Source organism: Pseudomonas sp. E141, from assembly GCF_052659885.1.
Window position 1 is genome coordinate 1,725,358 of sequence record NZ_CP084024.1, and the last position, 12,214, is coordinate 1,737,571.

Genomic DNA, 12,214 nt, shown 5'->3' on the forward strand with positions numbered 1-12,214 from the left:
TATAGACTGTGGCCGGGCTCATGAACCGGCCCCAAATTGTTCCTTCATGTCGCTGGCCGGCATGATTTAGCCGTGGTGCCAAATGTGGTGCCGCGGCCTGTTCTGAGGAGTACGCATGGCTGTCTACAACTACGACGTGGTGGTATTGGGTTCCGGCCCGGCGGGAGAGGGCGCGGCAATGAACGCCGCCAAGGCAGGGCGCAAGGTCGCGATGGTCGACAGCCGTCGGCAGGTCGGTGGCAACTGCACCCACTTGGGCACCATCCCGTCCAAGGCCTTGCGTCACTCGGTCCGGCAGATCATGCAGTTCAATACCAACCCGATGTTCCGCGCCATCGGCGAGCCGCGCTGGTTCTCCTTCCCGGACGTGCTCAAGAGCGCCGAGAAGGTGATCTCCAAGCAAGTCGCCTCGCGCACCGGTTACTACGCCCGCAACCGGGTCGACGTGTTCTTCGGCACCGGCAGCTTTGCCGACGAGCAGACCGTTGAAGTGGTCTGCGGCAATGGCGTGGTCGAAAAGCTGGTGGCCAAGCACATTATCATCGCCACCGGCTCGCGCCCGTATCGTCCGGCCGATATCGATTTCAACCACGCGCGTATCTACGATAGCGACACGATCCTGAGCCTGGGCCATACCCCGCGTAAGCTGATTGTCTACGGCGCCGGGGTGATCGGTTGCGAATACGCCTCGATCTTCAGCGGCTTGGGTGTGCTGGTGGAACTGGTGGATAACCGCGGCCAGTTGCTGAGCTTCCTGGACTCGGAAATCTCCCAGGCCCTGAGCTATCACTTCAGCAACAACAACATCACCGTGCGGCACAACGAGGACTACGACCGCGTCGAAGGCGTGGACAACGGCGTGATCCTGCACCTCAAGTCCGGCAAGAAAATCAAGGCCGACGCCTTGCTCTGGTGCAACGGCCGTACCGGCAACACCGACACCCTGGGCCTGGAAAACATCGGCGTGAAGGTCAACAGCCGTGGCCAGATCGAAGTTGACGAGAACTACCGCACCTGTGTGACGAACATCTACGGTGCCGGTGACGTGATCGGTTGGCCGAGCCTGGCCAGCGCCGCCCATGACCAGGGCCGTTCAGCGGCCGGCAGCATTGTTGACAACGGGAGCTGGCGCTTCGTCAACGACGTACCGACCGGCATCTACACCATTCCGGAGATCAGCTCGATCGGCAAGAACGAGCAGGAGCTGACCCAGGCCAAGGTGCCCTATGAAGTGGGCAAGGCCTTCTTCAAGAGCATGGCGCGGGCGCAGATCGCCGGAGAGCCGCAGGGCATGCTGAAGATCCTGTTCCACCGCGAGACGCTGGAAGTGCTGGGCGTGCACTGTTTCGGTTACCAGGCGTCGGAGATCGTTCACATCGGCCAGGCGATCATGAACCAGCCGGGCGAGCTGAACACGCTGAAATACTTCGTCAACACGACCTTCAACTACCCGACCATGGCCGAAGCCTATCGGGTAGCGGCCTATGACGGGCTCAACCGGCTTTTTTGAGCGGCTCCGGCCGGTGGCCTGAGCCGGCCGGGGAGACCGATTTCAGCAATTCTCGAGGGTGGCAGTGGCCAAACCGGGAAAGTCTGTAATCAGGCTGTCAACGCCGAAGTCGGCGAGCCTGCGCATCAGCGCGGGTTCGTTGACCGTCCACACTGATACATGCAACCCCTGACGCTGGGCCTTGATCAGGCGTTCCGGCGTACACAGCGTCCAGTTGAGCGCCAGAATCTCGCAGCCGTAACTCTGGGCGACCTTCAGTGGGTCGAGCCAGGCGTATTCGGCCACCAGCCCGCGGGAGATGTCCGGGGTCAGGTCCAGGGCAGCCTTGAGCACTTCCCGGGAGCTGGAGGTGATGGTGATTTTGTCCAGCAACCCGAAACGCTGGGCCATTTCGCGGATCCCCAGCACGGTGGCGGCGGCGCGGGTGCGTGAGGCACTCTTGACCTCCAGTTGCCAATGCTCGAAATCACATTTTTCGAACAGCTCCTCCAGGCGCGGGATCGGGCACGGCTTGATCCAGCCCGGGCCACCCTTGCGCGCATCGTAGGTCACCAGCTCGGCGGCCGAATGCTCCACCACCTTGCCCCGGCGATCGGTGGTGCGCTTGAGGGTCGGGTCGTGGATCACCATCAACTCGCCGTCCATTGAAAGGTGCAGGTCCAGCTCGCATCGGCGCACGCCGTGCTTGAGGCACTCCTGAAAACCGGTCAGGGTATTTTCTGGCGCTTCGCCCTTGGCGCCACGGTGGCCATAAATGAGGGTCACGGTTCTTCCTTATTGATGCCGGATTCGTTCAGTTCCCGCGCCAGGCGTCGCTCTTGCGCCTGTTTCTGCAGGATGTAGCGGGCCAGTAACTGGCGCTGGGCGTCGGTGGGGCGTTCGAACTCGGTGCCCACGTCATAGCCGTCGCCCTTGGGGTCGCAATGAGTGACCCGGGCCCGGAGCAACAGCCCCAGGGCCTGGGGCATCAGCACCATCTTGATCGACAGGTGCGTGCCAACGCCGACAGGCGTGGCGTGCTGGAAGTCGATGCCGCCCTCGGAAATGATCACCGGCTGCGGTTCGCCGATTTCGCCGAGTGCCGTCAGGGCTATGACCTGGCTGAGCAGGTCGATGCGTTTGTGCATGACTTTCAGGTACGCGGCGATGCTACGCTCGCGCTCGCTGATCTGGCGCAGCAGGTGTTGCGATTCGAATTCGCTCAGGTGCAATTCGCTGAGCAGATTGAACAGTGGAGAAGCATCCTGCAACACTTCCTGGCCAGCAGCTTCAGGAATGGAGAGGGGCCGAATTTCCAGTGCGATCGTGTCCTCGATACGGTAGTATTCGCGGCGATCTTCTTCATCTAATGTCGACATGGCGAACCCATGGTAGCGGCGGTGGTCTGAGTGTAAAGCTGGTTTGTGACCCCCGCCACAAGGACGTTCCTTTTCCCTCCGAACAAGCCCCGACATGTTCAGACCTCTCTTCGTATTTATCGGCACGCGTTATACCCGTGCAAAACGTCGCAATCATTTCGTATCGTTCATTTCCCTGACTTCAATCATCGGGCTGGCCCTTGGCGTGGTCGTGATGATCGTCGTGCTGTCGGTGATGAACGGGTTCGACCATGAAATGCGCACTCGCGTGCTGGGCATGGTGCCCCACGCCACCCTCGAAACCGGTGAAGCCATCAGCGACTGGCCGAGCCTGGCCGCCAAGGTCAAGCAGAACCCGCAGGTGCTGGCGGTTGCGCCGTTCACCCAGATGCAGGGGCTGCTGACCCACAATGGCAAGGTTTCCAAGGTCTTGCTCAATGGCATTGACCCTGGACTTGAGCGGCAGGTGTCGATCATCGACAACTTCATGAAGCAGGGCAAACTCGACGACCTGGCGCCGGGCAGCTTTGGCATCGTCATCGGTGACAAGGCTGCGGCCAAGCTCGGCGCCGTCATCGGCGACAAGCTGACCTTCGTGGCACCGGAAGTCACCGTGACCCCGGGCGGCATGTTCCCGCGCATGAAGCGCTTTACCGTGGTCGGCATCTTCCATGTCGGCGCCGGCGAGCTGGACGGTTACCTGGGCGTCACCAACCTTCAGGACCTGGCGCGCCTGCATCGCTGGAAACCGGATCAGGTCCAGGGCCTGCGGTTGAAGTTCGACGATCTGTTCCAGGCACCGCGCGTCGCGTGGACCATCGCCCAGCAGCTCGGCGAAGACCGCTACTACGCTCGCGACTGGACCCGCACCCACGGCAACCTGTACCAGGCGATCCGCATGGAAAAAGCCATGATCGGCCTGCTATTGCTGCTGATCGTCGCCGTTGCCGCGTTCAACATCATCTCCACTCTGGTGATGGTGGTGAACGACAAGAAAGGTGACATCGCCATCCTGCGCACCCTTGGCGCCACGCCGGGGCAGATCATGCGGATCTTCATGGTCCAGGGCACGGTCATTGGCGTGATCGGTACGGTGGTTGGTGCCTTGGTCGGGATGTTTGCCGCGCTGAACGTCAGCGCCGCGATTGCCGCTCTTGAAGGCCTGATCGGGCACAAGTTTCTCAACGCCGACGTGTACTTCATCGACTACCTGCCGTCGCAGTTGCAGACAGATGATGTGTTGATGGTCTGCGGCGCCGCGTTGGTCCTGAGTTTCCTCGCCACCCTGTATCCAGCCTGGCGTGCCGCGCGCACCCAGCCTGCGGAGGCGTTACGTTATGAGTGAGTCGGGTATGAGTGAAAAAGCAATCTTGAGCTGCCGTAACCTGGGCAAATCCTACGAGGAGGGGCCGGAGTCGGTGGTGGTGTTGTCGGGCTTGCAGCTGGAGCTGCATCCGGGCGAGCGTGTGGCGATTGTCGGCACCTCCGGGTCGGGCAAAAGTACCTTGCTCAATCTGTTGGGCGGCCTCGATACACCGACTGCCGGCAGTGTCTGGCTGGCCGGCGAAGAACTCTCGGCGCTGAACGAGAAGGCCCGTGGCCTGCTGCGTAACCGTTCCCTGGGCTTCGTTTACCAGTTCCACCATTTGCTGCCCGAGTTCACCGCGCTGGAGAACGTCTGCATGCCGCTGCTGATAGGTCGCACCGCGATCCCTGAAGCCCGCCAGCGGGCCACGGCGTTGTTGGAGCGGGTCGGGTTGGGCCATCGTCTGGAGCACAAGCCGGCGGAGTTGTCCGGTGGCGAGCGCCAGCGCGTGGCGATTGCCCGGGCCCTGGTCAACAAGCCGGGGCTGGTGATGCTCGACGAGCCGACCGGCAACCTCGACTCCCACACCGCCCAAGGCATTCAGGACCTGATGCTGGAACTCAGTACCTCAATGCGTACCGCGTTCCTGGTGGTGACCCACGACATGAACCTGGCCCGGCAGATGGACCGCGTCCTGCACTTGCAGGAAGGTTGCCTGACGCCCATTTGACCGACCGAAACCCGGCGCTTGCTGCAAGCGCCGGGTCTTTTATTTTCATACGGTGCCCCGCGAATGTTCAGACCGTTATCGATCTTCATCGGCACGCGCTATACCCGCGCCAAGCGCCGCAATCGCTTTGTTTCGTTCATTTCCATGACCTCGATGATCGGCCTCGCCCTGGGGGTGCTGGCGATGATCGTGGTGCTGTCGGTGATGAATGGCTTCCAGCGCGAAATGAGCTCGCGCATCCTGGGCATGGTGCCTCACGCCACCATCGTCGGCGTCAAGCCGATCGACGACTGGCAGCCGGTGGCTGCCGCGGCGCTGAAAAATCCTGAGGTGATCGCTGCCGTGCCGTTCACTGAAATGGAAGGCATGCTCAGCCATAAAGGCGCGATGCAACCGATCCAGATCAGCGGCATCGACCCGGCCCAGGAAGGCAAGGTATCCATCGTCGCCCAGCATATTGTCCAGGGGCGTCTCGATGCCTTGAAACCGGGCGAGTTTGGCGTAGTGATCGGCGAAATCACTGCTCGGCGCTTCCGTTTGAACGTCGGGGACAAACTGACCCTGATCGTGCCGGAAATCAGCACCGCGCCGGGTGGCATCACCCCGCGGATGCAGCGCTTGAATGTGGTCGGCGTGTTCAAGGTAGGCGCCGAACTGGATGGCTCCATGGCGCTGATCCACGTGGCCGACGCCGCGCAAATGCAACATTGGCAGCCAAACCAGGTGCAAAGCGTGCGCCTGGCGGTCAAGGACCTGTACGCCGCGCCGCGAGTTTCCGGCGACATCGCCACGGGCCTCGGCGCGGACTACAAGGCCGACGACTGGACCCACACTCAGGGCAGCCTGTTCAGTGCCATGAAGATGGAAAAAACCATGATCGGCCTGCTGTTGTTGATGATCGTCGCGGTGGCGGCCTTCAACATCATCGCGACCCTGATCATGGTGGTGAACGATAAGGGCGCGGATATCGCGATCCTGCGCACCATCGGCGCCACGCCGCGGCAGATCATGGCGATTTTCATGGTCCAGGGTACGGTGATTGGTGTGGTCGGCACGCTGATCGGCGGTGTGCTGGGGGTGATTGCGGCGCTGAACGTCAGTGATTTAGTGGGTTGGGTGGAAAGGGTCACTGGCCAGCATATTTTCAGTTCCGATGTGTATTTCGTCAGCAACCTGCCCTCGGAGCTTCAACGCGGTGATGTGGTGCTGATCTGCTCGGCCGGGTTCATCCTGAGCTTCCTCGCCACGGTTTACCCGGCCTGGCGTGCGGCGAAGGTCGAGCCGGCGCAGGCGTTGCGCTATTCCTGAATCAGCGCAAAACCTTGTGCCAAGGGCGACACTCTCTGTGGCGAGGGGATTTATCCCCGCTGGGCTGCGAAGCAGCCCCAATACAGTCAACTCAACCTGCCTGCTACACCCAGGTGCCAGGGTTTAGGGCCGCTTCGCGACCCAGCGGGGATAAATCCCCTCGCCACCAGGGTTTGCGTTGGACTTAATCCCCCTTCGGCAACTCAATCAAAAACCGCGTCCAGCCATCGGCCGATTCGCAGCGGATCTGCCCGCCATGGGCGCGGACGATGGAGCGGGTGATGGCCAGCCCCAGCCCGGCGTGTTCACTGCTGCCTTCCTGGCGTGCCGGGTCGGCGCGATAGAAACGGTCGAACAAACGCGGCAGCAAATGCGCTGAAATCCCGTCACCGCTGTTCTCCACGTTCACATGCACCTGCCCAACGCCCTCGACAATATGTACCCGTACTTCGCCACCGTCAGGCGTGAAGCGCAAAGCATTGTCCAGCAAATTGGACAGGGCCCGGCGCAGCATGCTGCGGTCTCCGTCGATGCGGCCGTTGCCTTCACGGCTCAAGCGGACGTGGGCGTCTTCGGCCAGCGGGGCGAAAAACTCCAGCAGCAGATCCACTTCCTGAGCCAGTTCCAGCGGTTCGCGGCTGGGTGCCAGCAAGCCGTGGTCAGCCTTGGCCAGATAAAGCATGTCGTTGACCAACTGCGCCATCCATTGCAGCTCTTCAAGATTGCTGTGCAGTGCTTCGCGATAATCCTCCAGCGAGCGTTCGCGGGTGAGGGTGACCTGGGTGTGGGTCAGCAGGTTCGATAAAGGGGTGCGCAGTTCATGGGCGATGTCGGCAGAGAACGCCGAGAGCCGTTGAAACGCATCATCGAGACGTTGGAGCATGTCATTGATGCTGTGGGCCAGTTCCGCCAGTTCGGCGGGCATGTGTTCTTCCGGCAGTCGGGCATTGAGAGAGCGGGCCGAGACGCTGCCGGCGATGGCCCCCATACGCCGCAACGGTCGCAAGCCGCGCCGGGCGGCCCAGGCGCCGAGCAGGGCGGTAGCCAGGGCCGAGAGGCCGACCGTCAGCCAGATCAGGCGCTGCATGCGTTGCAGGAAATGCTGGTGGTGGGTGATGTCCAGCAGCAGCGTCAGTTGCGGCGAGTCCGGGCGGTCGGGGTACAGCGGTGCATTCAATACCCGGTAGTCAGTGTCGGCATCGCTGAGGGTGGACAGGCCGGGACGCTCCGGCAACTGAGCCGGAATCCGCAGCGAACTGTCGTACCAGCGCACGCCATCGCTATCTTTGATGCGCAAGGCCAGGTCGGCCTGGCGACTGAGTTCATCTGCCAGACGGCTTTGGGTTTGCTCGGCATCCAGCCCCTGCAGGGCGCGACGCAGGCCGATCAGTTTGCCTTCGAGCAGTTGCTGATCCAGCTCGATGAAGTGCGCCTCGCTGCCACGGCTGAACAGCACGCCGGCAAACAGGGAGACCACGGCGGTGCAGGCGGCGAACAGCAGCGCCAGCCGGCTGCTCAGCGACCAACGCCCTCTCACAGGGTGCGCTCTTCAAGGACATACCCCATGCCCCGCACGGTGTGGATCAGCTTGCTGGGGAAATCGTCGTCGATCTTGATTCGCAGGCGCCGTATCGCGACTTCGATGACGTTGGTGTCGCTGTCGAAATTCATATCCCAGACCTGGGAAGCAATCAGGGATTTGGGCAGGACCTCGCCCTGGCGACGCAGGAGCATTTCCAGCAACGCGAACTCCTTGGCCGTGAGGTCGATGCGCTGGCCGCTGCGTTCGACGCGGCGGCGGATCAGGTCCAGGCGCAGGTCCGCCAGTCGCAAGCTGGTTTCCTGGGGCGTCGAACTACCACGGCGCAACAGGCTGCGGACTCGCGCCAGCAGTTCGGAAAAGGCAAAGGGTTTGACCAGGTAATCGTCGGCGCCCAACTCCAGGCCATGCACGCGATCCTGGACCGCATCCCGCGCGGTGAGAAACAGCACCGGCGTATCCAGGCCGGCCCCGCGCACGGCCTGCAAAATCTGCCAGCCATCGCGGCCGGGCAGCATCACATCGAGGATCAGCAAGGCATATTCACCGCTCAAGGCCAATTGCTGGCCGGTAATGCCATCGGCCACCAGGTCGGCGTTGAACCCGGCTTCGGTCAGGCCCTGGCGCAGGTATTGGCCGGTTTTGGTTTGGTCTTCGACGATCAGCAGTTTCATGGGCAGCTCAAGGCGTTGTTGGAACGAGGGCGTTATACCGCGTCGGACGTGGCCGTGGCTCTACCTGACAAAGTTGTAATCGAGCCGTAAGCCGATTGGCAGGTGTGCAGAGATAGAGTTCTCACACGCTGAATCTGACAGGAGTATGGACATGTTAATGGCAAACCGCTTGATCCTGACCGCCTTTGCACTGGTGCTCAGTACGCCCACGTGGGCGTCACCGGGCCATTTTGATTTCGGCCAGCCTGCCTCGGCGGCCAAGGCCAGTCGCAGCATCGATGTGGTGATGGGGGACATGACCTTCGACCCCGGTGCACTTGATATCAAGGCTGGCGAGACCGTTCGGTTCGTGCTGATCAATAAAGGTCAGTTGCTGCATGAGTTCAACCTGGGCAATGCCGCGATGCACGCCCAACATCAGCAGGAAATGCTCAAGATGCAACAGAGCGGACAACTGACCCCGACCGCAATGAAGCAAGGGATGGCCCATGACTCCATGGGGCACGGGGAGGTCGGCATGCGCCATGAAGACCCCAACAGTGTGCTGGTGGAGCCGGGCAAAACCGCCGAGCTGACCTGGACCTTCAACAAGGCCATGCGGCTGGAGTTCGCCTGTAATGTGCCCGGCCACTACCAGGCCGGGATGAAAGGCAAGCTGACAGTCAGTCAGTAAGCACTCAAAGGCTGGGGCAAAGGCTGATAGAATCGGCTGATTCTTCAGTCAGGTTTCCGTCATGCATCCCGCAGCCGAACATTCGCCGCTGGGCAAATCCAGCGAATACATCGCCACGTACACGCCGTCACTGCTGTTTCCGATCCCGCGCACCGCGAAATGGGCGGAACTGGGCCTGACGGCCGAGACCCTGCCGTACAAGGGCGTGGATTTCTGGAACTGTTTCGAGCTGTCATGGCTGCTGCCGTCTGGCAAACCGGTGGTGGCCATTGGTGAATTCGCAATCGCGGCGGATTCACCGAACATCATCGAATCCAAATCCTTCAAGCTGTACCTCAACTCGCTGAACCAGACGCCATTCGCTGATACCGCGAGCCTGGAAGCGACCTTGCGTCAGGACCTGTCGGCGGCCGCCGGTAAACCGGTGGGCGTGCGCATCCGCAGCCTCAAGGACGTGGAAAGTGAAGGGGTCGTGGCATTACCCGGCGTGTGCATCGATGACTTGGACATCACCGTCGACTCTTACGAGCATCCGCGCCCGGAGCTGCTGCGCTGCGATGATTCGCGCATCGTGGAGCAAAGCCTGCACAGCCATCTGCTCAAATCCAATTGCCCGGTGACGAGCCAGCCGGACTGGGGAAGCGTGGCGGTGCAATATCGCGGTGCGGCGCTGGACCCTGCCAGCCTGTTGGCCTACATCGTCAGCTTCCGCCAGCATTCGGATTTCCACGAACAGTGCGTGGAGCGGATCTTTCTCGACCTGCAGCGATTGCTCAAACCGGAAAAATTGACGGTGTATGCGCGCTATGTGCGGCGGGGTGGGCTGGACATCAATCCGTATCGCAGTACCGAAGAGGTACAGCTGCCGAACCATCGCCTGGTCCGGCAATAAATAATCCTGTGGGAGCGAGCCTGCTCGCGATGAGTCAGGCACATTCAGCATTGATGTTGGCTGAGCCACCTATCGCGAGCGGGCTCGCTCCCACAGGGGGTTGCATTTCATATCGTGAAAAATGAAAAGCCCCGCTATCAATAGCGGGGCTTTTTTGCATCTGGCGGGTTTAGATTCCCATGTTGCCCAAGGCTTGTACGATGTTGCGCAACGTCCCGGCAATAGTGGGGTGATCCAGTTCGAAGCGCTCGACAGCCAGGTTCACACCATCGACCAGGTCGGCATTCTGAAGCGAATTATCCAGTTCGATCTCGGCTTCGAGCTGAATCATCAGTTGATGCAGATTCTCGCGCTCCGGCTCGGAAAGCGGCGGGTTCTGTTCCAATTGCTCGCGCAGTTCATCAAGTTGTTTCTGCAATTCGCGGGCAGGCATTGGCGTACTCCCTTTATTGATAGGCACAGCCATGGACCGCGACGGTGCGTCAAAAGTCCGTGGCTTGCCTTAAGAGTAATCCACCCTTGTGCACCCTGCATGATCTCGGTCAGGGCTTTTCACCTTTGAGCCGACGCAGGCTGATATCCGCCAGGCAGGTGTCGAGTTCACCCAGATGATCGATCACTGAATGCACGCCCAGGCCGAACAACTGCACGGTGGCTTTGGCGCGCTTGGTCTCGCGTTCCTGTTGGCTCAGGAGCTGCCATTCATTCGGCGCCAGGCCACACAGCGAGCCGCAGGACGCCAGCCCGATGGTCCACAAGCCGGCATTGAGCCCCGACTGCAACAAGCGAGGCTCGCCGCTGACCAGCACGCAACCGTCCAATTGCTGGACGTTCAACGCCATCAAGGCCTGCCAGCAGGCATGCGGGGCCGGCCACGGATAATTTGTTGCGGGAAGTTGCGGCGATTTGATCCACGCCGGTAACGAAGCCGCCAGGCTATGACTGATGGCAGGTGGCAGTTCGTCGAGCCAGGCGCAGGGAATCTCCTGAAGCTGCAAAAGGCGCAGGCTTTCGAGGGCGCCGGGGGTTGGCTGCGAATGCTCGGTGGGCACTGCGCCTGACTGTCGCGCCCTTGCCCCGAAATCCACCAGACAACCGCTCAAGCCAAACAGTACGGCGGTCAGGCTGGGGGCGGGCAGGGGCAGGGTTTCGGCGCGGGGCATGGGAACGTCCTTGAAATATTCCGCAGCCTAACGTGCCTCAATGACAGTCCAATGACAGTGAAATGAAGGCGCCGAGTGCGGAAAAATCCTACGAGCAGCTTCTCTTTCAGTGCTGTCTATCCAAGCGTTCCGCTTTATACTAGCGCCCTTACCGCCTGGGCTCGGCGCCCTTGCCTGAATAATCCAAGGAGTTTTCCCTATGCGCTGGAGCCATTGTCTAGCTCAGCTGTGTTTGTCTGCCTGCGTCCTGCTAGTCCCCTTCGCCGCCCAGGCCGCAACGGAAGACGATCCTTGGGAAAGCATCAACCGCCCGATCTTTACCTTCAACGACACCGTTGATACCTACGCGCTCAAGCCGCTGGCCCAGGGTTATCAGTACGTGACGCCGCAGTTCCTCGAAGACGGCATCCACAACATGTTCCGCAACATCGGCGACGTAGGCAATCTGGCCAACAATGTTCTGCAGGCCAAACCGGCCGCAGCCGGGGTCGACACGGCCCGGTTGATCTTCAACACCACCTTCGGTCTGTTGGGGTTCTTCGATGTGGGCACCCATATGGGCCTGCAACGCAGCGATGAAGATTTCGGCCAGACCCTGGGCTATTGGGGAGTCGGCAGTGGCCCGTACGTGATGCTGCCGTTGTTGGGACCAAGCACCTTGCGTGACGCGCCGGCCAAGCTTGTCGATGACTACACGGCCCCTTATCGTTACATCGACAACGTCTCGGTGCGTAACTCGATCTTCGGCCTGAACATCGTTGATACCCGCGCCAGCCTGTTGTCCGCCGAAAAACTGGTGAGTGGCGACAAGTATGTGTTTATCCGCAACGCCTTCCTGCAGAACCGTGAATTCAAGGTCAAGGATGGCCAGGTCGAAGATGATTTTTAATTTCGCCCGGTAACCCCAGGAAGGCGGCCTCAGGGCCGCCTTCTTTGTTTTGAGGCACTGTTTAAGCAGGGATCGAACCTTCCATTGAGTTACGCTTCGCTCGGTTCTTATAACTCTCTGTACTTTGACAAACCAAGACGGCAAGCGGCTATCTGCATGAGCTTGAAACGC

13 protein-coding genes are annotated in these 12,214 nt (G+C 60.9%); 7 read left to right on the forward strand and 6 right to left on the reverse strand.

The features are described from left to right. Positions 1 to 115 precede the first annotated feature (115 nt). Positions 116 to 1,510, forward strand: a complete 1,395-nt coding sequence (gene sthA, locus GKKCFE_RS07740; RefSeq protein WP_047227219.1) for a Si-specific NAD(P)(+) transhydrogenase — start codon at positions 116 to 118, stop codon at positions 1,508 to 1,510. 42 nt (positions 1,511 to 1,552) lie between these two features. Here the strand turns inward: sthA and GKKCFE_RS07745 are convergent, their stop codons facing one another. Both GKKCFE_RS07745 and GKKCFE_RS07750 read right to left on the reverse strand, forming a co-directional pair. Continuing rightward, positions 1,553 to 2,275 (reverse strand): glycerophosphodiester phosphodiesterase, encoded by a 723-nt coding sequence (locus tag GKKCFE_RS07745; protein ID WP_047227220.1) that lies wholly within the window; start codon positions 2,273 to 2,275, stop codon positions 1,553 to 1,555. Next, positions 2,272 to 2,868 carry a PilZ domain-containing protein gene (locus GKKCFE_RS07750; protein ID WP_047227221.1) on the reverse strand — a complete coding sequence of 199 codons (597 nt, stop codon included), beginning with the start codon at positions 2,866 to 2,868 and terminating at the stop codon, positions 2,272 to 2,274. Before GKKCFE_RS07750 ends, GKKCFE_RS07745 begins: the two co-directional genes overlap by 4 nt. 94 nt (positions 2,869 to 2,962) lie before the next feature. Between GKKCFE_RS07750 and GKKCFE_RS07755 the strand changes: the two genes are divergently transcribed. The 3 genes from GKKCFE_RS07755 to GKKCFE_RS07765 all read left to right on the forward strand — a co-directional run bounded on the left by GKKCFE_RS07755 (position 2,963) and on the right by GKKCFE_RS07765 (position 6,212). Next, positions 2,963 to 4,213: a lipoprotein-releasing ABC transporter permease subunit gene (locus tag GKKCFE_RS07755; RefSeq protein WP_139050703.1), complete on the forward strand. Its 1,251-nt coding sequence runs from the start codon at positions 2,963 to 2,965 to the stop codon at positions 4,211 to 4,213. A gap of 7 nt (positions 4,214 to 4,220) precedes the next feature. Next, positions 4,221 to 4,904: a lipoprotein-releasing ABC transporter ATP-binding protein LolD gene (lolD, locus tag GKKCFE_RS07760; RefSeq protein ID WP_162843734.1), complete on the forward strand. Its 684-nt coding sequence runs from the start codon at positions 4,221 to 4,223 to the stop codon at positions 4,902 to 4,904. 63 nt (positions 4,905 to 4,967) lie between these two features. Further along, complete coding sequence (locus tag GKKCFE_RS07765) at positions 4,968 to 6,212, forward strand: lipoprotein-releasing ABC transporter permease subunit (protein WP_047227223.1); 1,245 nt, start codon at positions 4,968 to 4,970, stop codon at positions 6,210 to 6,212. Positions 6,213 to 6,396: 184 nt separating this feature from the next. Here the strand turns inward: GKKCFE_RS07765 and GKKCFE_RS07770 are convergent, their stop codons facing one another. Continuing rightward, on the reverse strand, positions 6,397 to 7,749 hold the full coding sequence (locus GKKCFE_RS07770) for a heavy metal sensor histidine kinase (RefSeq protein WP_445577687.1): 1,353 nt from the start codon (positions 7,747 to 7,749) through the stop codon (positions 6,397 to 6,399). Continuing rightward, positions 7,746 to 8,426 (reverse strand): heavy metal response regulator transcription factor, encoded by a 681-nt coding sequence (locus GKKCFE_RS07775; RefSeq protein ID WP_339490539.1) that lies wholly within the window; start codon positions 8,424 to 8,426, stop codon positions 7,746 to 7,748. The genes GKKCFE_RS07770 and GKKCFE_RS07775 overlap by 4 nt, the downstream gene beginning before the upstream one ends. A gap of 151 nt (positions 8,427 to 8,577) precedes the next feature. On the opposite strand from GKKCFE_RS07775, the gene copI reads away from it, so the two are divergent. Together copI and queF are read left to right on the forward strand one after the other, a co-directional pair. Beyond that, complete coding sequence (copI, locus tag GKKCFE_RS07780; RefSeq protein ID WP_305467940.1) at positions 8,578 to 9,099, forward strand: copper-resistant cuproprotein CopI; 522 nt, start codon at positions 8,578 to 8,580, stop codon at positions 9,097 to 9,099. 61 nt (positions 9,100 to 9,160) lie between these two features. After that, positions 9,161 to 9,991 (forward strand): NADPH-dependent 7-cyano-7-deazaguanine reductase QueF, encoded by an 831-nt coding sequence (gene queF, locus GKKCFE_RS07785; RefSeq protein ID WP_139050702.1) that lies wholly within the window; start codon positions 9,161 to 9,163, stop codon positions 9,989 to 9,991. A 169-nt stretch (positions 9,992 to 10,160) separates the two neighbouring features. On the opposite strand, the gene GKKCFE_RS07790 is transcribed toward queF, so the two are convergent. Next, positions 10,161 to 10,424 (reverse strand): DUF4404 family protein, encoded by a 264-nt coding sequence (locus GKKCFE_RS07790; RefSeq protein WP_047227228.1) that lies wholly within the window; start codon positions 10,422 to 10,424, stop codon positions 10,161 to 10,163. Between the two features lie 109 nt (positions 10,425 to 10,533). Next, a complete protein-coding gene (locus GKKCFE_RS07795; RefSeq protein ID WP_076385578.1) occupies positions 10,534 to 11,154 on the reverse strand; it encodes a phosphatase in 621 nt (206 codons plus the stop codon). Positions 11,155 to 11,353: 199 nt separating this feature from the next. On the opposite strand from GKKCFE_RS07795, the gene GKKCFE_RS07800 reads away from it, so the two are divergent. Continuing rightward, positions 11,354 to 12,043 (forward strand): MlaA family lipoprotein, encoded by a 690-nt coding sequence (locus GKKCFE_RS07800; RefSeq protein ID WP_047227230.1) that lies wholly within the window; start codon positions 11,354 to 11,356, stop codon positions 12,041 to 12,043. Positions 12,044 to 12,214: the final 171 nt, after the last annotated feature.

Coding starts and splice junctions, on each gene's coding strand:
- lolD (WP_162843734.1), top strand. CDS start 4,221: ATGAGTGAAAAAGCAATCTTGAGCTGCCGTAACCTGGGCAAATCCTAC.
- GKKCFE_RS07795 (WP_076385578.1), bottom strand. CDS start 11,154: ATGCCCCGCGCCGAAACCCTGCCCCTGCCCGCCCCCAGCCTGACCGCC.
- GKKCFE_RS07765 (WP_047227223.1), top strand. CDS start 4,968: ATGTTCAGACCGTTATCGATCTTCATCGGCACGCGCTATACCCGCGCC.
- GKKCFE_RS07790 (WP_047227228.1), bottom strand. CDS start 10,424: ATGCCTGCCCGCGAATTGCAGAAACAACTTGATGAACTGCGCGAGCAA.
- GKKCFE_RS07755 (WP_139050703.1), top strand. CDS start 2,963: ATGTTCAGACCTCTCTTCGTATTTATCGGCACGCGTTATACCCGTGCA.
- sthA (WP_047227219.1), top strand. CDS start 116: ATGGCTGTCTACAACTACGACGTGGTGGTATTGGGTTCCGGCCCGGCG.
- queF (WP_139050702.1), top strand. CDS start 9,161: ATGCATCCCGCAGCCGAACATTCGCCGCTGGGCAAATCCAGCGAATAC.
- GKKCFE_RS07750 (WP_047227221.1), bottom strand. CDS start 2,868: ATGTCGACATTAGATGAAGAAGATCGCCGCGAATACTACCGTATCGAG.
- GKKCFE_RS07800 (WP_047227230.1), top strand. CDS start 11,354: ATGCGCTGGAGCCATTGTCTAGCTCAGCTGTGTTTGTCTGCCTGCGTC.
- GKKCFE_RS07775 (WP_339490539.1), bottom strand. CDS start 8,426: ATGAAACTGCTGATCGTCGAAGACCAAACCAAAACCGGCCAATACCTG.
- copI (WP_305467940.1), top strand. CDS start 8,578: ATGTTAATGGCAAACCGCTTGATCCTGACCGCCTTTGCACTGGTGCTC.